The organism is Streptomyces sp. NPDC046261 (assembly GCF_040646235.1).
GTDB lineage: Bacteria > Actinomycetota > Actinomycetes > Streptomycetales > Streptomycetaceae > Streptomyces.
The window spans coordinates 447,065-469,881 of record NZ_JBEYZU010000003.1 but is presented as its reverse complement, the minus strand read 5'-3'; the positions used below and the strand labels follow the sequence as shown (position 1 = coordinate 469,881).

19 protein-coding genes are annotated in these 22,817 nt (G+C 74.7%); 6 read left to right on the top strand and 13 right to left on the bottom strand.

Going from position 1 to position 22,817, the window contains the following annotated elements:
- Window positions 1-5 precede the first annotated feature (5 nt).
- Entirely contained in the window at window positions 6-1,136 is a 1,131-nt protein-coding gene (locus tag ABZ956_RS08905) for a DUF6777 domain-containing protein (protein WP_361889082.1), read from the bottom strand.
- Window positions 1,137-1,392: 256 nt separating this feature from the next.
- Between ABZ956_RS08905 and ABZ956_RS08900 the strand changes: the two genes are divergently transcribed.
- Entirely contained in the window at window positions 1,393-2,673 is a 1,281-nt protein-coding gene (locus tag ABZ956_RS08900; RefSeq protein ID WP_361889080.1) for a streptophobe family protein, read from the top strand.
- Between the two features lie 22 nt (window positions 2,674-2,695).
- Here ABZ956_RS08900 and ABZ956_RS08895 read toward each other — a convergent pair whose 3' ends face one another.
- The 3 genes from ABZ956_RS08895 to ABZ956_RS08885 form a co-directional block, all read right to left on the bottom strand.
- Complete coding sequence (locus ABZ956_RS08895) at window positions 2,696-3,604, bottom strand: serine/threonine-protein kinase (RefSeq protein WP_361889431.1); 909 nt, start codon at window positions 3,602-3,604, stop codon at window positions 2,696-2,698.
- Between the two features lie 62 nt (window positions 3,605-3,666).
- The gene (locus ABZ956_RS08890) at window positions 3,667-4,389 is read right to left on the bottom strand and encodes a hypothetical protein (protein WP_361889077.1); all 723 of its coding nucleotides are present in this window, start codon (window positions 4,387-4,389) and stop codon (window positions 3,667-3,669) included.
- A 9-nt stretch (window positions 4,390-4,398) separates the two neighbouring features.
- Entirely contained in the window at window positions 4,399-6,750 is a 2,352-nt protein-coding gene (locus tag ABZ956_RS08885) for an FHA domain-containing protein (protein ID WP_361889074.1), read from the bottom strand.
- Between the two features lie 121 nt (window positions 6,751-6,871).
- Here ABZ956_RS08885 and ABZ956_RS08880 point away from each other — a divergent pair, with 121 nt between their 5' ends.
- Window positions 6,872-7,297: a gamma-glutamylcyclotransferase family protein gene (locus tag ABZ956_RS08880; protein ID WP_361889071.1), complete on the top strand. Its 426-nt coding sequence runs from the start codon at window positions 6,872-6,874 to the stop codon at window positions 7,295-7,297.
- Window positions 7,298-7,603: 306 nt separating this feature from the next.
- Window positions 7,604-9,394: a M4 family metallopeptidase gene (locus tag ABZ956_RS08875; RefSeq protein WP_361889068.1), complete on the top strand. Its 1,791-nt coding sequence runs from the start codon at window positions 7,604-7,606 to the stop codon at window positions 9,392-9,394.
- Window positions 9,395-9,436: 42 nt separating this feature from the next.
- Here ABZ956_RS08875 and ABZ956_RS08870 read toward each other — a convergent pair whose 3' ends face one another.
- Both ABZ956_RS08870 and ABZ956_RS08865 read right to left on the bottom strand, forming a co-directional pair.
- Window positions 9,437-9,907 (bottom strand): hypothetical protein, encoded by a 471-nt coding sequence (locus ABZ956_RS08870; RefSeq protein WP_361889065.1) that lies wholly within the window; start codon window positions 9,905-9,907, stop codon window positions 9,437-9,439.
- 159 nt (window positions 9,908-10,066) lie between these two features.
- The gene (locus ABZ956_RS08865) at window positions 10,067-11,095 is read right to left on the bottom strand and encodes a hypothetical protein (protein WP_361889062.1); all 1,029 of its coding nucleotides are present in this window, start codon (window positions 11,093-11,095) and stop codon (window positions 10,067-10,069) included.
- Between the two features lie 261 nt (window positions 11,096-11,356).
- Here ABZ956_RS08865 and ABZ956_RS08860 point away from each other — a divergent pair, with 261 nt between their 5' ends.
- Window positions 11,357-12,202: a GNAT family N-acetyltransferase gene (locus tag ABZ956_RS08860; protein ID WP_361889428.1), complete on the top strand. Its 846-nt coding sequence runs from the start codon at window positions 11,357-11,359 to the stop codon at window positions 12,200-12,202.
- 63 nt (window positions 12,203-12,265) lie between these two features.
- Here the strand turns inward: ABZ956_RS08860 and ABZ956_RS08855 are convergent, their stop codons facing one another.
- The 5 genes from ABZ956_RS08855 to ABZ956_RS08835 are packed head-to-tail and all read right to left on the bottom strand — an operon-like array spanning window position 12,266 to window position 20,029.
- On the bottom strand, window positions 12,266-13,609 hold the full coding sequence (locus ABZ956_RS08855) for a nitrate/nitrite transporter (protein WP_361889425.1): 1,344 nt from the start codon (window positions 13,607-13,609) through the stop codon (window positions 12,266-12,268).
- 36 nt (window positions 13,610-13,645) lie between these two features.
- Complete coding sequence (gene nirD / locus ABZ956_RS08850; protein ID WP_361889423.1) at window positions 13,646-14,029, bottom strand: nitrite reductase small subunit NirD; 384 nt, start codon at window positions 14,027-14,029, stop codon at window positions 13,646-13,648.
- A gap of 14 nt (window positions 14,030-14,043) precedes the next feature.
- Entirely contained in the window at window positions 14,044-16,545 is a 2,502-nt protein-coding gene (gene nirB, locus ABZ956_RS08845; protein WP_361889421.1) for a nitrite reductase large subunit NirB, read from the bottom strand.
- Window positions 16,546-16,583: 38 nt separating this feature from the next.
- Entirely contained in the window at window positions 16,584-17,903 is a 1,320-nt protein-coding gene (locus ABZ956_RS08840; RefSeq protein WP_361889059.1) for an FAD-dependent oxidoreductase, read from the bottom strand.
- Window positions 17,900-20,029, bottom strand: coding sequence for a molybdopterin oxidoreductase family protein (locus ABZ956_RS08835; RefSeq protein WP_361889056.1), 2,130 nt, complete (start codon window positions 20,027-20,029; stop codon window positions 17,900-17,902). The genes ABZ956_RS08840 and ABZ956_RS08835 overlap by 4 nt, the downstream gene beginning before the upstream one ends.
- A 180-nt stretch (window positions 20,030-20,209) precedes the next feature.
- Between ABZ956_RS08835 and ABZ956_RS08830 the strand changes: the two genes are divergently transcribed.
- Window positions 20,210-21,361, top strand: coding sequence for a uroporphyrinogen-III synthase (locus ABZ956_RS08830; RefSeq protein WP_361889053.1), 1,152 nt, complete (start codon window positions 20,210-20,212; stop codon window positions 21,359-21,361).
- A 7-nt stretch (window positions 21,362-21,368) separates the two neighbouring features.
- On the opposite strand, the gene ABZ956_RS08825 is transcribed toward ABZ956_RS08830, so the two are convergent.
- Together ABZ956_RS08825 and ABZ956_RS08820 are read right to left on the bottom strand one after the other, a co-directional pair.
- Entirely contained in the window at window positions 21,369-21,665 is a 297-nt protein-coding gene (locus ABZ956_RS08825) for a hypothetical protein (protein WP_361889051.1), read from the bottom strand.
- Between the two features lie 80 nt (window positions 21,666-21,745).
- Window positions 21,746-22,120 (bottom strand): RNA-binding S4 domain-containing protein, encoded by a 375-nt coding sequence (locus ABZ956_RS08820; protein ID WP_361889049.1) that lies wholly within the window; start codon window positions 22,118-22,120, stop codon window positions 21,746-21,748.
- Between the two features lie 146 nt (window positions 22,121-22,266).
- Between ABZ956_RS08820 and ABZ956_RS08815 the strand changes: the two genes are divergently transcribed.
- A complete protein-coding gene (locus tag ABZ956_RS08815; protein WP_361889047.1) occupies window positions 22,267-22,809 on the top strand; it encodes a hypothetical protein in 543 nt (180 codons plus the stop codon).
- Window positions 22,810-22,817 lie beyond the last annotated feature (8 nt).

Sequence of the window (22,817 nt, the reverse complement as noted above, 5' to 3'; positions counted from 1 at the left end):
CGGGCTCAGTTCGCCCGGACGGGAGGGGCTCCGTACGCCGGGGGCGGGGATTTGACGTCGGGCGGTGAGTGCGGCGTCGAGGGTGTCGTCGGCGGCTTCGAGGGGGTGCCGGTCGGCGATTCCGAGCGGGTCGGTCCGGGCGAGATGGCGCCCTTGGGCGGCGTCACGGTGCGGTCGTCCTCGCCGTTGGTGCCGACCGGGCGTTCGAACCATTCGCCGGTCTCGGTGTCGTAGACCACGATGTCCTCCATGACGGCGTCGGCGGGGGCGATCGCGACGACGTCGGACGGCCGGTAGGCCGGCCAGGTGTCGCCGCTGGCCTTGGGGGTGCCCTTCACGGCGACGGGCGGCCCCAGCGGGTTGCCGCACGCGCAGCGCACCCGGGGCTGCCCCCGGTCGTCCACGAGCACGGCGGTGCCGGCCTGCAGGACGGACTGGTAGCTGGTGACGGATCCGTCCTTGAAGCCGTGGTTGGTCACGCGGGTGTCGGCGCGCAGCGCCACGGGGGTCAGGCCGCGCAGGTAGGCGGCCAGGCCGCCCGGCTCGATGCCGGCCGCTCCGGCGAAGGCGCGGGCCTTGGCCTGGTCCTGGTTCAGGTAGCCGATCTGACGCTCGACGTCACAGCTGGCGTTGTTGCGGGTGCCGCCGTACAGGCCGGGGGTGGCGCCCTGGATGCTGCGGGTGCCCTTGGCCGTTCCGGGCGGGGCCGCGGGGGCGGCGGAGGCGGCGCTGCCGTAGCCCTTCGCGGTGGACTTGGTGAAGGGGTCGCGGCCGTCGGCCGCCGCGGACTGCAGGAAGACCTCGCCGGTCCCGCCGCTCTGGCGGAAGAAGTAGACCGCGAGCGCGGCGGCCACCACCACGACGCCGGAGATCAGGGCGGCCCGCGAGCGCCACCAGGGTGAACGGCCCCGGCCGGGACCCTCCGGCGGGGTGCCGCGGCCGCCCGTCGGCGGGGCCGGCGGGCCCGGCGGCGTCGGACCGGAGGGGCCGCCGGCCGATGGCGGCGGCTGCGCCGTCACGTCCGGTCGGGTCGGCTCGCGGTCCCCCGGAGGGACGGGCGGCTGCGGCTCCCGCCCGGACAGGGGGCCGGACGGCGGGCCGGTGGGGCGGTTTCCTGACGGCGGTTCGGACGTCACGGCCCTTCTCCTACGCTTGATTTATCCCTTTTTACCGCCCCTGCGCTCATTGTGTGTCCCAAACCCGCCCGTCCCGCAAGCGGGCGTCGGGAGCGGTCCTGCCACGGCTTCCCCGCGCCAGGCCCGTCCATGCCCCGGACGCCTCCTGAGGCCCCCTGATTCCCCCGCCCGCCCGCGCGGACGGGTGGTGCGGCGACGGCGGGCTTACGTTGGGCGCAACCGCCACACCGGCCATCGTCGACCGTCCGGAGACAGCGTGAGTCACCCACCGACGCCCCGCCCGGCCCCGGCGCGCGAGCTGCGCGCCTGGTGGGACGCCCTGGCGGCGGTGATCGCCGGGGTGGCCGCCATGTACGCCGTCGCCGCGCTGGGCCTGTGGGCGGCCGGGGCCGACGACCTGCCGGACGACGCCTTCGGCTCGGTGGTCGCGGCCACGGTGGTCACCGCGGTGGGCGGCACCGTCGAACTCTCCGGCGGCGCGGGCTTCCTCGGCAGCACGGCCGGGGGCCTGGCGGTCGTACCGCTGTCGGTGACCCTGGCCGGCGCCCTCGCGCTCGCCGTGGTCTTCCTCCTCCCCCTGCGGCACCGGGCGGTGGCGAGCGGGGGCGAGCTGCTCGCCCGGGTCGCCCGTACGGCCGTGCTGTGGCTCCCGGCGGTCCTGTTCGTCGCCCTCGCGGCCCGGCACACCTTCCGCATCCAGGTGGGTGAGGACTTCATCGACGAGCTCGGCGAGGCGCTGGGCGCGACGCCCACCGTGGGGTTCCGCGCGGCCGTGGGCCCCACCCTCGGCTACGGGCTGCTGTGGCTGCTGGTGCTGCTGGCCGTCGCCACCGCGGTGTCCCGCAAGACACCCCTGCCCTCACGGCTGCTGCGCTTTCAGGACACGGTCCGCCCGGCGGCCTTCGCGATGCTGGCGGTGCTGCTGGCCTACGTGGTCATCGGCCTGGTGACCGGCGTGGTCGTGGCCTTCACCCGGGGCCACACCGCACAGACGTTCGCGGTGCTGCTGCTGGGCCTGCCCAACCTCGCCTGGATCGCCTTCGGTACGGGCCTGGGCGGCGCCTGGGAGGGCCGGGTGCCGGGCGCCGACATCGGGCTGCCGGTGCCCAAGCCGCTGGCGGCGGTCCTGCGGGAGAACGGCGACGGGCCCGCCACGCTGGATCTGGCCTCCCTGGCCGACTACGACGGGCGCGCCTGGCTGCTGGTGCCGCTGGCCGCCCTCGCCCTGCTCGCGGCCGGCTTCGTCACCGCCGTGCGCTCGCCCGCCGGCCGGCGCCCCTGGCAGCACGCCGTGCAGCTCGCCGTGGCGGTGGCGCTGACCCTGCTCGTCGTCGGGCTCCTGACCCGGGTCTCGGCGCGCCTGGGCCTGTCCCTGCTCGGCATCGGCGACCTGGGCGACGACTTCGGCGGCGACGTCTCGCTGCGCGCGCTCCTGCCGGGCCTGGTGGGCTTCGGGCTGCTGTGGGGCTTCGCGGCGGGCTTCCTGGGCAGCCTGGCCGCGCTACGGGTACGACGACGGGGCGAGGTGGACTCGTAAGGCTCCGCCCCTCTTGAGAGCGTCAGCCGCCGCTACGCCCGTCCCTCCGCCCGGGAAACACCGGTGCCGCCCAAGAGGGGGGTTCGGGCGGCGCCGTGGGCTGCCCGGCCCGCCGCAACGCGGTCACGAACGTCAGACAGCTGTCGAAGCGATCCTCGGGCGCCTTCGCCAACGCCGTGGCCAGCACGTCGTCGACCCCCGCCGGCAGCCCGGAGCGGCACTCCGAAAGGCGCGGCGGCGGATCGTACTGGTGCGCCCACAGCAGCGCCATGTCGTCGTCCCGCCGGAACGGCGGGAAGCCGGTCAGCATCTCGAAGACCACGCAGGCCAGGCTGTAGACGTCGCAGCGCCCGTCGACCGGCTTCCCGGAGATCTGCTCGGGGGCCACATAGTCGAGCGTGCCGACGAACTGCCCCACCCGGGTGTACCCGGTCAGCGAGAGCGACTTCTTCGTCAGCCCGAAGTCCGTCAGGTAGACGTGCTCGGGGTGGTCGCTGTCGGTGCCCTCCGCCACCAGGATGTTGCCGGGTTTGACGTCCCGGTGCACCAGGTCGTGCGCGTGGGCGGCGTCCAGGGCGGACGCCACCTGGCCGGCGATCCGCGAGGCGGTGGGCAGGGGCAGCGGTCCCTCGCGGTCGAGGAGGGCCCGCAGGTCCTGACCGGCCACGTAGCGCATGGCGATGAAGAGGACGCCCTCGAACTCCCCGGCCTCGAACACGGGGACGATGTGCGGGTGGTCGATGGCGGCGGCCACCCGTGACTCGTGCGTGAAGCGGTCGCGGAAGGTGTCGTTGCGGGCGAGTTCGGGCGCGAGCCGCTTCAGGGCGACCGTACGGCCCAGGCGCAGGTCCGTGGCACGGTAGACGACGGCCATGCCGCCACGCCCGATCTCGCTCTCCACGCGGTACCCGGCGATGCGGCGCCCGATCATGTCCTCCGGGCCGGCGCCGAACGAGGTGTCCGGGCGGGCACGGTGGTCGTCGGCGGCGGGCATCAGGCGTCACCGGACGGTGCGCTGGGAGGGCCGCCGGGCCGGTCGATCCGCGTGGCCTCGGCGTCGGATCCGGCGGGCTCGGCCGGGCGGTGGGCGTCGAGCCGCGTGGGCTCGGGCGGCCCGGCGGCGCCTGGCCTGTCGATCCGCGTGGGTTCCGCCGCCTCCGGCTCCTGGGCCGGCGTGCCGGTGGAGCCCGGGGCGGCCGGGGCGGGTTCGCGGGCGGCGAAGGTCGTCATCGCCGTGCCGTCGCAGTAGCACCAGCGGTCGTGCTCGGCGTCGTACAGCCAGACCGACTCCCCCTCGACCACGACCCCGATCCGCAGCCCGTGGGTGGTGCGGCGGAACGCCTGCGCGTCCGTACGGCCGGCCGCCAGGTCCTCCACCGCCCGCCGGTACCGGCCCAGCGTCTCCTCGACGCGGGCCAGCAACCGCCGGGCGTCGGCGGTGCGCACCAGCGGCCCGCCGGCCGGGGGCGGGTTCTGCGGGAGGGCGACGAGCATCCGGGCGTCCACCCAGGCCGACCAGCCGTTGGCGCACAGCACCTGGCCCCAGTCGCCGAGCCGGCTCAGCAGCTGTACGGGCAGCAGCGGGTCCAGCGGCTCGGTGGGGACGGCCGCGTCGGGGGCCGTCCAGGTGGCCAGGCCGCTGCTGGGCACCACATGGGTCGGCAGGAAGCCGCTACCGCCCCGGTCGGCGGGGTAGGGGGCTCCGGGCGGGTTCATGGGCGGCCGTCACTTCCGCATGATGGTGGGCTCGTGCCGGCGCAGCAGGCGGGCGACGAGGAGGCCCAGCGCCATCGACAGCAGCACCATCATGCCCATGTCCAGCAGCCACGTGCCGGCGGCGTGGTCGAAGAGCGGGTCGGCGGTCTGCTTGCCGGGCACCAGGCGTTCGAGGTCGAGCGTGGCGCCCATCGCCGCCAGCGCCCAGCGCGCGGGCACCAGCCACGACAGCTGCTCCAGTCCCGGCACGCCGTGCAGGGCGAGCAGGGCGCCGCAGAAGACGACCTGGACCAGGGCGATGAGCACCAGCAGCGGCATGGTGACCTCCTCCTTGCGCACCAGGGCCGAGACGAGCAGCCCCAGCAGCATGGAGGTGAACGACAGCAGCGCCACGGCCAGGGCGATCTCGGCCAGTGGTGGCAGCAGGACGCCCTTGCCGCCGGGCGCGCCGGTGTTCACCCCGCCGAGCCCGACCAAGGTCAGCACCACCGCCTGGACGACGGTGATGGCCCCGAGGACCAGGATCTTGGACATGACGTACGCGGATCTGGACAGGCCGACCGCCCGTTCCCGCTGGTAGATCACGCGTTCCTTGACCAGTTCGCGCACGGCGTTGGCCGCGCCCGTCAGCACGCCGCCCACGCACAGGATGAGCAGCGCGTTCATGGCGTTGTCCACGGTGAGCCTGCTGCCCGCCAGGGCCCGGGCCATCGCGCCCATCACGAACGGCAGCGCGATCATGATGGCCAGGAAGGTCCGGTCGGCGGTCAGGGCGGAGACGTAGCGGCGCATCAGGGTGCGCAGCTGGGCGCCCCAGCTCTGGGCCTTGACGGGCTCGAGGGCGGGCAGGGGCGCCGGGGCGCCGCCGAGCCGGGGCTGTTCGGTGGCGGCGGTGATGTAGCGCCGGCTCTGCGGGGAGGCGCGGAACTCTCCCGCCCAGTCGCGGTCCCGGTCGTTCTCGAACGCCTCGAATGCCTCGGGCCACTGGGTGAAGCCGAAGAAACCGAGGGAGTCGCGGGGCGGCCCGTAGAAGGCGGTGCGCCCGCCGGGGGCGAGGACCAGCAGCCGGTCGCAGACGTCCAGGCTGAGCACGCTGTGGGTGACGACGATGACGGTGCGGCCGTCGTCGGCCAGGGCGCGCAGCATGTTCATCACCGAGCGGTCCATGCCCGGGTCGAGGCCGGAGGTGGGCTCGTCGAGGAAGAGCAGCGAGGGCTTGGTCAGCAGTTCCAGGGCCACGCTGACGCGCTTGCGCTGGCCGCCGGAGAGGCTGTGGATGGGCTGGCTCGCCCGCTGCTCCAGGCCCAGTTCGCCGATCACCTCCTCGACGCGGGCCTCGCGCTCGGCCTTGGCGGTGTCGCCGGGGAAGCGCAGTTCGGCGGCGTAGCGCAGGGCGCGGCGCACGCTGAGCTGGGTGTGCAGGATGTCGTCCTGCGGCACGAGCCCGATGCGGGCCCTGAGCTCGGCGTAGTCCCGGTAGAGGTCGCGCCCGTCGTAGAGCACCGTGCCGCGGTCGGCGGGGCGCTGTCCGGTCAGGGCGTTGAGGAGCGTGGACTTGCCGGCGCCGCTGGGTCCCACGACGGCGAGCAGGCTCTTCGCCTTCACGGGGAAGGAGACGTCGTCCAGGAGGGTCTTGCGTCCCTTGTCGACCTGGACGGAGAGGTCCTGGACGTCGAGGGAGACCTCGCCGGTGTCGACGAACAGCTGGAGCTGGTCGCCGACGAGGCTGAAGTCGGAGTGGCCGATGCCGACGATGTCGCCGGGACCGAGGGGGGCGCGCCGGACCGGGCGGCCGTTGAGGTAGGTGCCGTTGTGGCTGCCGACGTCCACGATCTCGTGGCCGCCGTCGGGCAGGGTGCGCAGTTCGGCGTGGTGCCGGGAGACGCTCAGGTCGTCGAGGACGAGGTCGTTGTCGCTGCCGCGGCCGATGCGCACGGTGCGCGTGGGCAGGGGGTGTACGGAGGTGGGCCGGCGGAAGGTGCCGGTGGCCGCGGGGTGGGCGACGGACGAGGGCTGGCCGGCGGGGCGCGGTGGCGGGGCGGCGACGACGACGGCGGGGCCGTCGGAGGGGTTGCCGAGGCGGACCACGCTGCCGGGTCCGACGTCGACCTCGTGCACACGCCGGCCTTCGGCGTAGGTGCCGTTGGTGCTGTCGGTGTCCTCCAGCGTCCAGTGGTCCCGGACCGCGCGCAGCACCGCGTGGTGCCACGAGACCCGCGCGTCGCGCAGCACGATGTCACTCGTCGGATCGCGCCCCACGTGGTAGATCCGGCTCGGACTCATCACGTGCGAGCCGTCGTCGGCTTCGATGACGAGTTCGGGTGCGGAGGCGGCGGAGGGCACGAGCGACCCCTGTCCCATACCTCTAGGCTACGGCCGGATGCCCACGCCCGCCTTCCCTGCGGCGGCCGGGGCGACACGACAAGAACACGACAAGCACACGACAGAGAAGCGAAACCAGCAGAAGGGCAGGGCCTCTCGGGTGACCTTGGACGACACCCCCGCCGAGCTGCCCTTTTTCGTCTACGGGACGCTGCGTCCGGGGCGGTGCAACCACGACCGCTTCCTGCGCGGGCGCACGGTGGCCGAGGTGCCGGCGCTGCTGCGGGGCGCGGTGCTGTACGAGGGCCCGGGTTTTCCGTACGTGGTACGGGACCGGTCGGGCGAGGTCCACGGCGAGCTGATCACCGTGACACCCGGGGCGTACGGGCGGGTGCTGGCGGCGCTCGACGAGCTGGAGGGGCACCGCCCGGGCGATCCGCGCAATCTCTACGAGCGCGTCGTGTGCGAGGTGTCCGTCGAGGGCGGGGGCGCGGTGCGCGGGTGGGTGTACGTCGCGGCGGAGCGGGTGGCCGCGCAGCTGCGGGCGGTCGGCACGCGGGTGCCGGGGGGCGACTGGGCGGGCTGAGGCCCGCCGGACCGGGACAGTCTCACATAGTGATCAACTCTCCAACCGGGGCAACTCCGGGGGAGGTTGCCCCGTCTTGCCTGCCGGTGGGACACGTTGTCGCCTTCCGGTCACGGCCCGTTGATCATTTGTAAAAAATGCATCAACTGTTCGGATATTTCCACCTTTTGCTCTTTTCATGCGCATGCCAATACCTGCATGGTCATTCGCGGGACCGCAGGTTCCCGCGGTGCTGCCGTCTCGCACCGCGTGCACGCGGGCGGCGCGGGCATGCCCGAACCGCCCCCATGACAAAGGGCGCTGAGAGTGCGTACTTCCCCCACATCCTCCATATCGGCCTCTTCCCGCAGACGTCTCGTCGCGGCCGCCGTCGCGGTCGCCGCCGCGGCCACCCTGGCCGCCCCGGCCTCGGCCACCGCCCTCGGCGCGACGAAGACTTCGGCGGCGTCCCCCGCGGACATCGTGAAGGCGGCCCGTGCCGCCGCCCTCGCCCACGCGAAGGACACCGGCGTCGCCGCGTCGGACACCCTGAACGTCAAGGACACCCTCGTCGACCCGGAGGGCAAGCGGCACGTCCGGTTCGAGCGGGCGCACCGCGGTGTCACCGTGATCGGCGGCGACCTCGTCGTCCACCTCGACCGCAAGAACGCCTACCTCGGCGCGACCCGGGCGACCAAGCACCAGGTCTCCGTCCCGACCGTCGCGCCGAAGCTGACCGCCCCTCAGGCCGCCGCCAAGGCCGCCGCGTCGGCGGGCGGCACCGCCGGCCGGGCCGAACTCGTCGTGGACGCCCGCGCCGAGGACGCCGTGCTGGCCTACCGGGTGACCGTCACCGGCAGCCGCGACGCCGAGGCGGGCACCGCGCGGTCGGTGGTCGTCGACGCCGCCTCCGGCAAGGTCATCAGCAGCACCCCGCACAGCGACGCGTTCATCTCGCCGCGGCTGAAGTCCACCCTGCGCGCCGGCGGACAGCAGGCCGCCCCGCGCACTCCCAGGACCGCCACCCCCGGCCCGGCCAAGCCCGCCGCGGGCTCCTTCCCGGCGCCGGCGAACGGCACGGGCGCCTCCATCTTCGCGGGCGGCGTGCCGCTGATCACCACGCAGACCGCGAAGAACTCCTTCACCCTCAAGGACCCCGGGCGCGGCAACGGCGAGACCAGGGACGCGGGCAAGAAGGAGCTCGAGACCTTCGCGAGCGGCAAGACCTTCACCGACACCGACAACAAGTGGGGCAACGGCACCGCCGCGGACCCCGCCAGCGCGGCGGTCGACGCCCAGTACGGCATCACGAGCACCTTCGACTACTACAAGAAGACGTTCGCCCGCAACGGCATCAAGAACGACGGCGCGGGCCCGCGCGCCCTCGTCCACTACGGCGACAAGGTCGGCAACGCCTTCTGGTCCCCCGACTGCGCCTGCATGCTGTACGGCGACGGGGACGGCGAAACGTTCAAGCAGCCGCTCGTCGCACTGGACGTCACCGGCCACGAGCTCAGCCACGGCGTCATCGAGGCCACCGCGAACTTCGAGCCCACGCGCGTGGACGAGGCGGGCAACCAGTACGGCGAGGCCGGCGCCCTCAACGAGTCCTTCGCCGACATCTTCGGCACCGGCGTGGAGTTCGCGACCAACAACACCGCGAACCCGCCGAACTACCTGCTGGGCGAGAAGCTGGGCCTGCAGCAGACGTTCCTGCGCCGCCTGGACAAGCCCTCCCTCGACACCCTCGAGGGCACCGTCGACTACTGGGACGAGGGCTCCTACGACCGCGAGGTCCACGCCGGCTCCGGCGTCTCCTCGCACGCCTTCTACCTCCTGGCCGAGGGCAGCGGCAAGAAGACGGTCGGCGGCGTCGCCTACGACTCCCCCACCCACGACGGCTCGACGGTGACCGGCATCGGCCGGGCCAAGGCCGAGCAGATCTTCTACCGCGCCCTGACCCGCTACATGGTCTCCACGACCGACTTCCACGAGGCCCGCACCGCCACCCTGCAGGCCGCCGCCGACATCTACGGCGCGACCAGCACGGAGTACAAGACCGTGGACAAGTCCTGGGCCGCGGTGAACGTCACCGCGGCGAACACGCCCAAGCGCTGACACCGCGCGCCACGGGCGGCCCCGGCCGCCCGTGGCTCCCGGCTAGGGGGCGTCGTCGCCGCCGGTCTCCACGCTGGAGAGGTTCTGCACCTTGCGGGCCTCGTTGACCATGGCCAGCAGGGCGTCCAACGTCGCCGCGGAGAGCCCGTCCGCCCGCAGGGCGAGGTTGCGCACCCGGGTGTCCCGCAGCGCGATGGCCAGCGCGAGCTGGGCGTTGACCCGCTCGGCGACCTCCTCGCTGAGGAAGTACTCGGGCGGCACCCCGAAGAACTCCGCGAGCACGTCGAGCTGTTCCAGGGTGACGTTGCGCTTCTTGCCGGTGGCCAGCTCCCACAGATACGTGCCGGAGATCGTGCCGCCGGTGGTCTCCCGGATCTCCTTGGCGAGCCGGGCGTACCCCGGGCGCTTGCGCTCGTCGGGGTAGATGGCGGCGATCAGCTCGTTGAGCCGCTGGTCGAATTTGCGCAGCAGTGGCCGGTCGCCCTGGCGAGGTACTCGGTCACCGCTGGTCATCGGCCGCCCTTACCCGGAGGTGTACATGTCGTGAGCCTCATCAAACCGCCATCCGCCATTGTTGACAAGCGGGTCGGATCCAGGCTTCACACAGCGGACACACGGGCTTCCACGACGGCCGTCGGCAGGGGCGGACGGCCGTCGTGGCGGTGCACGCGGCTACGTGCGCTTCCCGCCCCGGATCGTGAACGGCAGATCCTTGGAGAAGAAGGACATGTCACCGTTGCTCACCGTGACCCCCGCGTCCGCGCGGTCCACATCGCGCGGTGCGGTCCGGGCCACGGCGACCTTCAGGCGGTACACGGCGGTGGCACCGGGCGCGAGCGGCGACACGGCCACCGGGCGCAGTGCGGCGCTCATGCCCGGGTCGCAGCCGCCGGCGACCAGCGCGACGCGCTCCCAGCCGCGGCCGGACCGGTGCTGGCGCAGCGTCAGGTCCTTGGGTTCCAGGGCGCGCGTCTTACCGACGCCGTAGGCGAAGTAGGAGGCGCCGAGCGCCGGGTAGGCGCGGTTGGTGGTGTTCTTCACCGTGACCGTCACGGTGCGCGCGGAGCCCCCGCGGGTCAGGGCGGTGCCGTGCTGCCAGCGGCTGACGGTGACCTTGGGCCGGGTGGCGGTGGTGGTGCGGGCGGGTGCGCGGTAGGTGTGGCCGCGGCCGTCCTCGACGGAGGCGGCGACGGTGAGGGTGCCGGGCCGGTCGAGGTCCTGCAGCCGCAGCGCGACGGTGTGCGGGTGCTTGGCGTCGGCGCCCTTGGCGCTGACGGGGAAGGTGAGGGTGGCGCGGGTGGGCCAGCTGCTGCCGCCGCCGGGAGCGGAGTCCAGGTCGACCCAGCGCCGGGTGGCGGTGTCGTAGCGCTGCACCGTGAGGGAGTCGGTGCTGAAGCCGCGGCTGCTGACGTCCAGCCGGATCTTGCCCTTGGTGACGGGCGTGCGCAGGGTGACGGCGGAGGACGACCACAGGCCGATGGGCAGTTGGGAGTCCACGCTGTAGGAGATCTTCTGCGCCGCGGTCCCGGCGGGCGCCGGTGCGGGCGCGGCCTCGGGTGGTTGCGCCGGTGCGGCGGGCGTGGACGTGCCGCGCGCGGCGGGGGTGTCACAACTGGGCTGGTCCTGCGCGCGGCCCGGGGCCGCCTGCCCCGGCGCCGCCGCGCCCACGGTGAGCGCCAGCCCGGCCGCGAGCGCCGTCATCGTTCTGACGGCGGCCTTCCGCGCCCTCGACGACCGCTGTTGTGCGACTTTTCGCGTCATGTACCGCCCCCGCCTATGGGTTGGTCCCGCACATCCGTACGCCTCTGGTCCCAGAGAGCGCCTTCCACAGCTGATGGTTCCCCACGGGGAACGGAAATCCCATGATTTTCGTGGCCGCCCGTGTCCCCGGCGCGCGCGGGGCTCCGCTTATCCGGTGGCCGCCGGGTCGTGCCGTGGTGTTGGATGCGGCGCGTGACCCATATGGACCATTCCGACCCCGCCCGGCGCTCCCTCCTCGACCGGATCGAGGAGTACTACGACGCCGTGCCCCGCAGCGTGGCCCGCGCCGAGGACTTCGGGCCACTGACCCTCTTCGTCCGCGAGGGCCGCGGCTGGCCGTTCTACGGCCGCCCCGCCCTGGGCCGACGGGGTGCCGCGGTGACGGCCGCCGATGTGCTGCGGGTACGGGCCCGCCAGCGCGAACTGGGCCTGCCCGAGAGCTTCGAGTGGGTCGCGGAGACCACACCGGCGCTGCGCGCGGCCGCCGAGGAGGCGGGGCTCGTGGTGCGCGAGCACCCCCTGATGGCGTTGGACGACGCCGCCACTCTGACGGGCCTGCCCGCGGCGGCCGGTGACGGGGTGTCGGTGCGCGTGGTGGGCGCGGACGACCCGGCCCTGGCGGCGGCGGTCGCCGTGCCGTTCGTCGCCTTCGGCGAGCCCGGCACGGGCGTCGGCACCGCGGGCCCGGAGGCGGTGGCCGCGGTGGAGCGGACGCTCGTCGCCGACGGTACGGTCGGGCAGATCGCCTCCCGCGTCCGCGCCGGCCTGACCGCGGTCGCGCTGGCCACGGAGAACGGCACGCCGCTGTGCGCGGGCCAGCACCAGCCGGCCGGCGCGGTCAGCGAGCTCGTCGGCATCGGCACCCTGCCCGCCGCCCGCCGCCGCGGCCTGGGCCTCGCCCTCACCGCGGCGCTGGTCGCCGACGCCCGGTCCCGGGGCATGCGGACGGTCTTCCTTTCGGCGGGCGACGAGTCGGTCGCCCGCGTCTACGCCAGGGCCGGCTTCCGCCGCGTCGGCACCGCGCTGATCGCCTCCCCCGGCGCCTGATACGCCCCGCCCCGGGCCGCGCGGCGGCGCCGGGGCGAGGGCCGTGCCGGTTGCGGGCCGGCCTCAGACGCGGCGCGTGCCACCGCGCAGGTAGACGGCCCAGGTCAGGGCCAGGCACAGCACGTACAGGCCGAGGAAGGCCGCGTACGCCGCCTCGCCCGTGCCCTGGGCCTGGAACGCCTGACGGAACGCGAGGTTGATCAGGACGCCGCCGAGGCCGCCGACCGCCCCGGCGATGCCCATCAGGGCGTTCGCGTGCTGATGGGAGCGGTCCAGGGCCGCCTCCTCGGCCATGCCCTCGCGGGTCCAGCGCCGGGCCGTGCGGCGGAAGATGGCGGGGATCATCTTGTACGTCGAGCCGTTGCCGATGCCGCTGAAGACGAAGAGCAGCACGAAGCCGGCCAGGAACAGCGGCAGCGAGCCCTCGTGCGAGGCCAGCAGGACGAGCACGGTGCTCGCCGCCATGGCCAGGAAGTTCCAGAAGGTGACGCGGGCGCCTCCCCACCGGTCGGCCAGGATGCCGCCCACGGGCCGCACGAGCGAGCCCAGCAGCGGACCGAGGAACGTCAGGGCCGCGGCCCGCACCGGCGTCGGGAAGTCACCGGGGAACTGCACCAGCAGGACCTGCCCGAACGCGAAGCCGAAGCCGATGAACGAGCCGAACGTGCCGATGTAGAGCACCGACATCACCCAGGCGTGGCGGTCGCGGCACACCTCCCGCAGCGGGCGCCCGGCGGGCCGCGTACGCGGCAGGTTGTCCATGCGCAGGATCGCGGCGAGCGCCGCCAGCACGATCAGCGGGAGGTAGACGAGCGGTACGAGCCGGGGGTGGGCGGCGCCGGCGGTGGCCAGGACCAGCAGGCCGAGCAGCTGGACGGCCGGGACGCCGAGGTTGCCGCCGCCCGCGTTGACGCCCAGCGCGCGGCCCTTGAGGTGCTGCGGGTAGAAGGCGTTGATGTTGGCCATCGAGGAGGCGAAGTTGCCGCCGCCCAGCCCGGCCACGGCCGCCACGACCAGCAGCGTCGTATAGGAGACGCCGGGCTCGAGGACGTAGACGATGAGGCCGGTGGGGATCAGCAGGGCGAGCGCGCTGACGATGGTCCAGGTGCGGCCGCCGAAGACCGTCACGGCGACGGTGTAGGGCAGCCGCAGGGCGGCGCCGACCAGGGTCGGCACCGCCGTGAGCAGGAACTTGCCGGCGGGGTCGATGCCGTACTCGGGGCCCAGGAAGAGCACCAGGACCGACCACAGGCTCCAGACGGAGAAGCCGATGTGCTCGCAGAGCACGGAGTAGACGAGGTTGCGGCGGGCTGTGCGGGCGCCGGTGGCCTCCCAGAAGTGGGGGTCCTCCGGCCGCCAGTCGTCGATGTGGCGGGGCCGCGCTGCGGCGGGCGGCGGGGGCGCCAGGGCGGTGAGGGCGGGGTTCGTGGTCACTGTGCGAGGCTACGAACGGGCGGTTTCCGGCCGGTGTGCGTTCCCGGTCGGCGGTGCAACATCTCCCGCACACGGTGCCGGGGGCGCTGTGAGGCGCACCCGCCATACGGGCAGCGGCGCGGACTCCTCGTCCAGGCAGGCGCCCGTCCGCAGGTCGAAGGCCTGCTTGTACATGGGCGAGATCACCACCGGCACCGGCCCGCGGCTGCCCAGCAGGCCGCGCGAGATGACCTGGGCGCCGCTGAACGGATCGCGGTTGCCCACCGCGTACACCCGGCCCGCGCGGTTACGGAACAGGGCGATCTGCCGGCCGTCCACGAGCACGGCCGTGCCACGCCCGGGCAGCAGGTCGCTGTAGGCGCACACCGGGGTCCAGCGTCCCTGGACCCGCACCTCGACGAACGTGGTCACAGCGCCGCCACCGCCTCGTGCTCGCGTGCCGGGCGGATCTGGCCGCGCTCGGGCGTGAAGCGCACGGTGGGGTCCGGGGTGCCGGGGGCGTTGGCGAACGACACGAAGCGGCGCAGCCGTTCGGGGTCCTCCAGCGTGGCGCGCCACTCGTCCTCGTAGGTCCTGGTGTGCCGGTCCATCAGCGCGTCGAGTTCGGCGCAGATGCCCAGGGAGTCGTCGATGACGACGGCCCGCAGGTGGTCCAGGCCGCCCTCCATGCGTTCGATCCAGGGGGCGGTGCGCTCCAGGCGGTCGGCGGTGCGGATGTAGAACATCAGGAAGCGGTCGATGGTGCGGATGAGCGTGTCGTGGTCGGCGTCGGTGAGGAGGAGGTCGGCGTGGCGCGGGGTCATGCCGCCGTTGCCGCCGACGTAGAGGTTCCAGCCGGCGGAGGTGGCGATGACGCCGAAGTCCTTGCTCTGTGCCTCGGCACACTCGCGGGCGCAGCCGCTGACGGCGGCCTTGATCTTGTGCGGGGAGCGCAGGCCGCGGTAGCGCAGTTCGAGCTCGATGGCGAGCGCGACGGAGTCCTGGACGCCGTAGCGGCACCAGGTCTGGCCGACGCAGGACTTCACGGTGCGCAGGGACTTGCCGTAGGCGTGGCCGGACTCGAAGCCGGCGTCGACGAGCCGGCGCCAGATCAGGGGCAGCTGGTCGACGGTCGCGCCGAACATGTCGATGCGCTGACCGCCGGTGATCTTGGTGTAGAGGCCGAAGTCGCGGGCGATCTCGCCGATGGTGATGAGGCCCTCGGGGGTGATCTCGCCGCCGGGGACGCGGGGGACGACGGAGTAGGAGCCGTTGCGCTGGAGGTTGGCGAGGAAGTGGTCGTTGGTGTCCTGCAGGGCGGCCTGTTCGCCGTCGAGGATGTGGACGGAGTTGCCGAGCTGGGGGTTGAGGGTGGCGAGGATCGAGCCGACGGCGGGCTTGCAGACGTCGCAGCCCTCGCCGCCGGTGCCGTGTTCGTCGAGGAGGCGGGAGAAGGTGGTGACCTTCTTGACCCGTACGATCTCGAAGAGTTCGGCCCTGGTGTGCGCGAAGTGCTCGCACAGCCCACGGGCGACCTCGGCGCCGCTCGCGGCGAGTTCGTCGCCGACGATGGTGCCGATCATCTTGACGCAGGAGCCGCAGCCGGTGCCGGCCTTGGTGCACCGTTTCACCGCGGCGACGTCCGCGCAGCCGCCCTCGGTCACGGCCGCGCGGATCGCGCCCTTGGAGACGTTGTGGCAGGAGCAGACGAGCGCCGAGTCCGGGAGGGTCACGGGGCCCGGGGCGCCGCCCGCGGGGGTGGGCAGGACGAGCTGTTCGGGGGGTGTGGTGAGCGGGGTGCCCGCCGCGGCGAGCGGGCGCAGCAGGTCGAAGGAGTCGGTGTCACCGACGAGGACGCCGCCCAGGAGGCGGCCGTCGGCGCCGACGACCAGCTTCTTGTACACGCCGTCGCGGCTGTTGGCGTAGACCACGTCCAGGGTGTTCTCGCCGGTGCCGTGGGCGTCGCCGAAGCTGGCGACGTCGACGCCGAGGAGCTTGAGCTTGGTGGCGAGGTCGGCGCCGGTGAAGGTGCCGCTGCCGCCGGTGAGTTCCGCCGCGGCGGCCTCGGCCATGGCGTAGGCGGGGGCGACCAGGCCGTAGACGCGGCCGTCGGCCGCCTGGGCGCATTCGCCGATGGCCAGGATGTGGGGGTCGGCGGTGCGGCAGCCGGCGTCGACGACGATGCCGCCGCGCTCGCCGACGGGCAGGCCGCAGGCGCGGGCGAGGTCGTCGCGGGGGCGTACGCCGGCGGAGAAGACGACGAGGCCGGTCTCGAGCGTCTCGCCGTTCGAGAGGGACATCGAGCGGACGGTGCCGTCCGGGCCGGCGTCGACGGACTGCGCGGCGGCATCGGTGTGGACGCGCACGCCCAGCTCTTCGATCTTGCGGCGCAGCGCGGCGCCGCCGCCCTCGTCGACCTGGACCGCCATCAGCCGGGGCGCGAACTCCACGACGTGGGTGCGCAGTCCCATGGCCCGCAGGGCTCCGGCGGCCTCCAGGCCGAGCAGGCCGCCGCCGACGACGGCTCCGACGCCGGTGTGCGCGGCGCGGGCGCGGATGGCCTCGAGGTCCTCGATGGTGCGGTAGACGAAGCAGCCGGGTGTGTCGTGGCCGGGGACGGGCGGCACGAAGGGCCGGGATCCGGTGGCCAGGACGAGCGCGTCGTAGGGCACCGTCCGCCCGGAGCGGGTGGTGACGGTCCTGGCCGCGCGGTCGATGGCGGTGGCGGGGTCGCCGAGCCGCAGGTCGATGCCGTGCTCGTCGGCGAAGCCGGCCGGCCACAGCGAGAGTTCGTCGGCGGTGGTGCCGGAGAACCAGGACGTGAGCCGGACCCGGTCGTAGGCGGGGCGCGGCTCCTCGGCGAGGACGGTGATCCGCCATGCGCCCGGGGCGCGTTCGGTGAGCGCCTGGAGGAGGCGCTGGCCGGCCATGCCGTGGCCGGCCAGCACCAGTCGCCGTCGGGTGTCCCTCACGGGGTGGCTCCTTCCGTGGTGAGCAGATGCAGGGGGTCGGGGGGTACGGGCTCGTTCCGCTCGAAGGCGTGGACGAGGTCGGGGGCCGTGGCGAGGTCGCCGACGAGGAGTGCGCCGAGGAGTGCGCTGCCGCGCAGGACCAGCTTCTTGTAGCTGCCGCGGGTGGCGTCGGCGAGGCGGACGGTGTCGGCGTCGGGGCCGGCCGGGCCGGTGTGGTCGCCGAGGGCCAGGGCCTGGAGCGGGCCGGCGCTCAGCCGCAGGAGCGCGGCGGATCCGGTGTAGCGGGCGTCGGGGCGGGCCCCGGACAGCCGGGCGGCGAGCACGTCGGCCTGGTCCCAGGCGGCTTCGGCGCGGCCGTGGACGGTGCCCCGGTGTTCGGCGCAGTCGCCGATGGCGTGGACGCCGGGCGCGGACGTGGCGAGGGTGTCGTCGACGACGACGCCGGTGCGTACGCGCAGGCCGGCGGCGCGGGCGAGGCGGGTGCGGGGGCGGGTGCCGCAGGCGAGGACGGCCAGTTCGGTCTCCAGGAGCGGGCCGTCGGCGGTCTCGAGGCCGGTGACGCGGTCGCCGCCGAGCAGGGCGCGGACGCGGCCGGTGTGGACGCGTACGCCCAGGGCCTCCAGGCCCCGGCGTACGGTGGCCGCGGCTCCCGCGTCCAGATGACGTTCCATCAGGTGTGGTGCCTGGTGCACCAGGTGCACCGGCAGCCCCCGGGCGGCCAGGGCCTGGGCGGCGCTGACGCCCAGGACTCCCCCGCCGACGACGACGGCCCGCCGGGCGCGCGGCAGGTCCCCGGCGAGGCGGGCGCAGTCGGCGAGGGTGCGCAGCGTGTGGACGCCGTCCTTCAGCGGGCGTGCCGCTTCCGGTCGGGTGGCGGTACGGGTGCGGGTGCCCAGGGCCCCGCGCGGGGCCGGGTCCGGGCCGGTGGCGGGGGTGAGGGGCCGGGGGCCGGCGTGCAGGTTGCGGATGCCGGGCAGCCGGGGCTCCGCGCCGGTGGCCAGGACGAGCACGTCGTAGCCGGCGCTCTCACCGGTGGCCGTGCGCAGGGTGCGGGCGGCCGGGTCGAACGCGACGACCTCCGTTCCCGTGCGCAGCACCGCGTCGCCCGTCGGCAGCGTCGGTGCGGCGGGGTCGCGGTGGCCGGCCAGCACGCCGGTGAGCAGCGTGCGGTTGTAGGGCGCGTGGGCCTCCTGGCCGTAGAGGGTCACCTCGAGTGCGCCGGGCGGGGCGAGCGAGAGCGCTTGGTGGGCGAAGCGGGCGGCGGCCATGCCGGCTCCGGCGACGGCGATGCGCAGGGGTGCGGTGCGGGGTGTCATGGCGTCTCTCCGGTCGGGGCCTTCTCCACCCGGACCGCGCAGACCTTGAACTCGGGCATGCGCGAGACGGGGTCCAGTGCCGGGTTGGTGAGCAGGTTGGCGCTGCCGGCGCCGGGCCAGTGGAAGGGCATGAAGACGGTGTCGGGCCGGATCGCGGAGGTGACGTGGGCGGGGGCGGTGGCCCGGCCGCGCCGGCTGGTGACGGTCAGCAGGTCGCCGTCGGCGACGCCGAGCCGTGCCGCGAGGCGCGGGTGCAGCTCGACGAACGGGCCGGGTGCGGCCCGGTTGAGTTCCGGGGTGCGGCGGGTCTGGGCGCCGCTCTGGTACTGGGCGAGGACCCGGCCGGTGGTGAGGTGGAGCGGATAGTCGGTGTCGGGCTCCTCGGCGGCCGGCCGGTGGGAGACGTCGGCGAAGCGGGCGCGGCCGTCGGGGGTGGCGAAGCGGTCCAGGAACAGCCGGGGCGTTCCCGGGTGGCGCGGCCCGCCGGGGGTGGCGGGGCAGGGCCAGAAGACGCCGTCCTCCGCCGCGATCCGCTCGTAGCTGATGCCCGAGTAGTCGGCCTGGCCGCCCGCGGACGCCCGCCCGAGCTCCTCGAATGCCTCCTGCGCCGTCTCCGGGAACCCCTGCTCGACGCCCAGGCGGGCGGCCAGCTCGCGCAGGAGGGCCAGGTCGGTACGGACCCCGGGGGGCGGCGCCAGTGCGGCCCGGCGCAGGATCACCCGGCCCTCGAGGTTGGTCATGGTCCCCTCCTCCTCGGCCCACTGGGCGGACGGCAGGACGACGTCGGCCAGCGCGGCGGTCTCGGACAGCACCACGTCGCAGACCACGAGGTGGTCCAGGGCCCGCAGCCGCTCGGTGACGTGTCCGGCGTGCGGGGCGGAGACGACGGGGTTGGAGCCCATCAGCAGCAGTGCCCGCACCCCGCCGGCGGTGCCGAGGCGGTCCAGGAGTTCGTAGGCGGAGCGGCCGGGGCCGGGGAGGCTGTCGGGGTCGACGCCCCAGACGCCGGCGACGTGGGCCCGGGCGGCAGGGTCGTCGATGGCGCGGTAGCCGGGCAGTTGGTCGGCCTTCTGGCCGTGTTCGCGGCCGCCCTGGCCGTTGCCCTGCCCGGTCAGGCAGCCGTAGCCGCTGTGGGGGCGGCCGGCCCGGCCGGTGGCCAGGCACAGGTTGATCCACGCGCCGACCGTGTCGACGCCCTTGCTGTGCTGTTCGCCGCCGCGGGCGGTCAGCACCATGCCGGTGGGGGCGTCGCAGAACAGCTCCACCGCCTGCCGCAGCTGCGCCACGGGGACGCCGGTGAGGTGTTCGACGCGCTCGGGCCAGTGCGCCATGGCCGCGGCGTGGGCCCGCTCGTAGCCGCTGGTGCGCGTGGCGATGAACGCCTCGTCCAGGCGGCCGTCGGCGATGACGAGGTGGAGCAGGCCGAGGGCGAGGGCGAGGTCGGTGCCGGGACGGGGCCGCAGGTGCAGGTCGGCGAGGTCCGCGGTGCGGGTGCGGCGCGGGTCGACGACGATCAGGCGGCCGCCGGCCTCGCGCAGTTCGCGCAGGTGGCGCACGGCGGGCGGCATGGTGTCGGCGGGGTTGGCGCCGACGAGGACGAGGCAGCCGGTGCGGGCTGTGTCCGCCAGGGGGAACGGCAGCCCCCGGTCGATGCCGAAGGCCCGGCGCTGGGCGGCGGCGGCCGAGGACATGCAGAAGCGGCCGTTGTAGTCGATGTTCGGGGTGCGCAGCACGACGCGGGCGAACTTGCCCAGCAGGTAGGCCTTTTCGTTGGTGAGCCCGCCGCCGCCGAAGACGCCGACCGCGTCGCGCCCGTAGCGGGTCGCGGCGGCGGCCAGGCCCTCGGCCGCCCGGTCCAGGGCCTGCGGCCAGCTCGCCTCGCGCAGCCGTCCGGTGCGCCGGTCGCGCACGAGCGGGGCGTCGAGCCGGGCCCCGGCGGCCAGGACGGACGCGGCCGAGGCCCCCTTGCCGCACAGGGCACCTTGGTTGACGGGGAAGTCCGGGCGCTCCTCGACCGCGACGGCGGGCCCGCCGGGGGTGGCCGGCGCCACGGGGCGCAGGCGCATGCCGCATTGCAGCGAGCAGTAGGGGCAGTGGGTGTCGGTGGGCGACGGGGCGAGGGGCATGTCCGGAAGCCTCGCGCCCGCCTGTTACGCCTGTGCGACGTTCACGTTGCCTGCGGCGCACAGGGTGCGCATCCGGGCCGGCGCCGGATGTGCGGGGAACGTCACGCGGCCGGCGCGCGGCTAACGCCCCTGTGACCTGCGCGCAACGGCTCCTTAACGCCGTTCGGCGACGCTCGGCCCATGAGGTCAGCAATACCGGGGGACGCGCCACAGCCGCAGGGGCCGCTGGTCGGTTTCACCGTGGGTGTGACGGCCGACCGGCGCCGTGACGAGCTGTGCGCCCTGCTCGAACGCCGTGGTGCCACCGTCGTCGCCGCACCGGCCCTGCGGATGGTGCCGATGAGCGACGACGCCCTGCTGTACGAGGCCACCGAGACCTGCCTCGCCGGTGGCCTGGACTACGTCGTGGCCACGACCGGGGTGGGCTGGCGCGGCTGGATGAGCGCGGCGGAGGGCTGGGGCACGGGCGGCCGGCTGGTGGCGGCGTGCGGGGAGGCGGTGCTGGTCAGCCGGGGCTCGAAGGCGGCGGGCGCGCTGCGCTCGTGCGGGCTGCGGGAGACCTGGGCGCCGGAGTCCGAGGCGCTGGAGGACGTCCTGGCCTGGCTGCTGGCCCGCGACGTGCGGGGCCGGCGGATCGCGGTGCAGGAACACGGGGCGCCGCTGCCGGAGTTCACGGCGGCGCTGCGGGCGGCGGGGGCCGTCGTCATCGAGGTGCCCGTCTACCGGTGGGGGCCGCCCGAGGACCCCGCGGCGGTGCGCCGGCTCGCGGAGCAGACCGCGCGGCGCGAGGTCCACGCGCTGCCGTTCACCAGCGCGCCGGCCGTCGAGGCGTTCCTGGCCGCCGCCGAGGCGTGCGGGCGGCGGGCCGAGGTCATCGACGCGCTGCGGCGCGACGTCCTGCCGGTGTGCATCGGCCCGATCTGCGCCCGCCCGCTGCTCGGGGCGGACGTGCCGTGCGTCTGGCCCGAGCGCGGCCGGCTGGGTTCGCTGGTCCGCACCCTCGGGCGGGAGCTCGCCGAGCGCTGCCGGCACGAACTCGACACGCCGGCCGGCCCCCTGGTGCTCCAGGGGGCGGCGGTCCTGGCGGGCGGGCGGACGCTGTTGCTGCCGCCGCTGCCGGCCGCGGTGCTGCGGGCGCTGGCGGAGCGGCCGGGTACGGTGCTCAGCCGGACGGAGCTGCTGCGCCGGGTGTGGAGCGGTCCGCCGGGGCAACGCCCGGACGAGCACGCGGTGGAGGCGGCGGTGGCCCGGCTGCGCACGGCTCTGGGACCGTACGCGCCGGTGGTCCGTACGGTGACGAAGCGCGGCTACCGGCTGGCGGCCGCGCCGTGACCGTCTTCTAGTGCGGCAGGATGCTGGTGACCTGCCGGACCAGCCCCAGGACGGGCTCCAGCGGGCCGCTGGCCTCGCGGGAGGGGGCCTCCTGCGCCTCCGGGCCGCCCCGGTCCTGGCCGTCGTGGCCTTCCTGGCCGTCCTGGCCGGGCTCGCCCTCGTCGGGTGCGGGGGCGGAGAACTGTACGGAGACGGGGGCGGGGTTGGGGGCGGGCTGGGGGGCGGAGGCGGCCGAGACGGCGCCTGCGGGGACGATGAGGGCCACGGCGCTGAGCGCGGTGGCGGCTGCGATGCGCTTGGTCATGTCGGCAATAACGACGCCACCAGGGTGCAGACACGATTCTTCTCACGCTTCCGGCCCCGTCGGCCGCCCGGGCCCGTGGCTCAGCGCCCGCGCAGCTGCTCCATCTCGCGGCGGTCGCGCTTGGTGGGGCGGCCCGTGCCGCGGTCGCGCTGACCGGCGGGCGCGACGGCCTCGCGCGGGGGCGGCGGCGGGCTGTTGTCGAGGAAGCACTCGGCGGCCACGGGCGGGCCGACCCGCTTGCGCACGAGGCGCTTGACCACCACGATCCGTTCGCGGCCGGCGTGGCGCAGCCGTACCTCGTCGCCGGCCTTCACTATCTGGGCCGGCTTGGCGCGTTCGCCGTTGATGCGGACGTGTCCGGCGCGGCAGGCGGCGCCGGCCAGCGAGCGCGTCTTGGTGAGCCGCACGGACCAGATCCAGGCGTCGACCCGGACCGTTCCCTTCTCTGTGTCCATGCCCGCACTCTAGGCCAGGCGGGCGGCTGAGCGCTGTTGACTTCTCCGGCACCCCGTGCAACTTATGACGTGTTCACATCAGCCCCCACCTCTTCGTACCGGGCGGCAGCCCACAAGGCCGGCCCCGGGCGGAAGGGAGTACGACGATGAACACCCCGACCGGTCCGCACAGCCGCAAACGCACCCTGAGGAGCGCGGCCCTCGTCGCCGCCCTGGCGAGCGCGGGCCTCGGACTGGGCGCGCCGCCCGCCGCGGCCGACCCCGTCTCCGTCGACTACACCTGCACCGGCCCCGGCGCCCCCGGCGGCGTCCAGTCGCTGCGGGTCACCATGGCGGCCCCGGAAAGCGTCCCGCAGGGCGGCACGGCCGAACTGACGGTGGAGGTCACGACGCAGCTGACGGTGCCGATCAGCGTCCCGGCGAGAAGCGTGACGGGCGAGATGGAGATAGCCATCGGCGGCGCCGGCTCCGGCAGCGTGACGGCGACCGGCTTCACCAACCCCGGCAGCATCCCCAGCGGCTCCACCGTGACCCTCACCGGCGGCACCGCGTCCGCGCGGCTGGACACCGCCGGCAGCACGACCTTCAGCCCCGGGAACGCGGCGGTGCACGTCTTCGGGGTGACCGTGAACTGCACGGTCTCCGGCACCGCGCCGGTGGCCGCGACGACGGACGTCACGGCCGGCTGACGCGGGCC

Bases quoted from the DNA above. Each gene is read 5' to 3' on its own strand.
- nirB (WP_361889421.1), bottom strand. From the start codon at position 16,545: ATGGCCGGCCAGCGCCTCCTCCAGGCGCTCACCGAACGCGCCCCGGGC.
- ABZ956_RS08890 (WP_361889077.1), bottom strand. From the start codon at position 4,389: ATGAACCCGCCCGGAGCCCCCTACCCCGCCGACCGGGGCGGTAGCGGC.
- ABZ956_RS08835 (WP_361889056.1), bottom strand. From the start codon at position 20,029: ATGCCCCTCGCCCCGTCGCCCACCGACACCCACTGCCCCTACTGCTCG.
- ABZ956_RS08840 (WP_361889059.1), bottom strand. From the start codon at position 17,903: ATGACACCCCGCACCGCACCCCTGCGCATCGCCGTCGCCGGAGCCGGC.
- ABZ956_RS08865 (WP_361889062.1), bottom strand. From the start codon at position 11,095: ATGACGGCGCTCGCGGCCGGGCTGGCGCTCACCGTGGGCGCGGCGGCG.
- ABZ956_RS08860 (WP_361889428.1), top strand. From the start codon at position 11,357: ATGGACCATTCCGACCCCGCCCGGCGCTCCCTCCTCGACCGGATCGAG.
- ABZ956_RS08820 (WP_361889049.1), bottom strand. From the start codon at position 22,120: ATGGACACAGAGAAGGGAACGGTCCGGGTCGACGCCTGGATCTGGTCC.
- ABZ956_RS08870 (WP_361889065.1), bottom strand. From the start codon at position 9,907: ATGACCAGCGGTGACCGAGTACCTCGCCAGGGCGACCGGCCACTGCTG.
- ABZ956_RS08830 (WP_361889053.1), top strand. From the start codon at position 20,210: ATGAGGTCAGCAATACCGGGGGACGCGCCACAGCCGCAGGGGCCGCTG.
- ABZ956_RS08885 (WP_361889074.1), bottom strand. From the start codon at position 6,750: ATGGGACAGGGGTCGCTCGTGCCCTCCGCCGCCTCCGCACCCGAACTC.
- ABZ956_RS08825 (WP_361889051.1), bottom strand. From the start codon at position 21,665: ATGACCAAGCGCATCGCAGCCGCCACCGCGCTCAGCGCCGTGGCCCTC.
- ABZ956_RS08895 (WP_361889431.1), bottom strand. From the start codon at position 3,604: ATGATCGGGCGCCGCATCGCCGGGTACCGCGTGGAGAGCGAGATCGGG.
- ABZ956_RS08815 (WP_361889047.1), top strand. From the start codon at position 22,267: ATGAACACCCCGACCGGTCCGCACAGCCGCAAACGCACCCTGAGGAGC.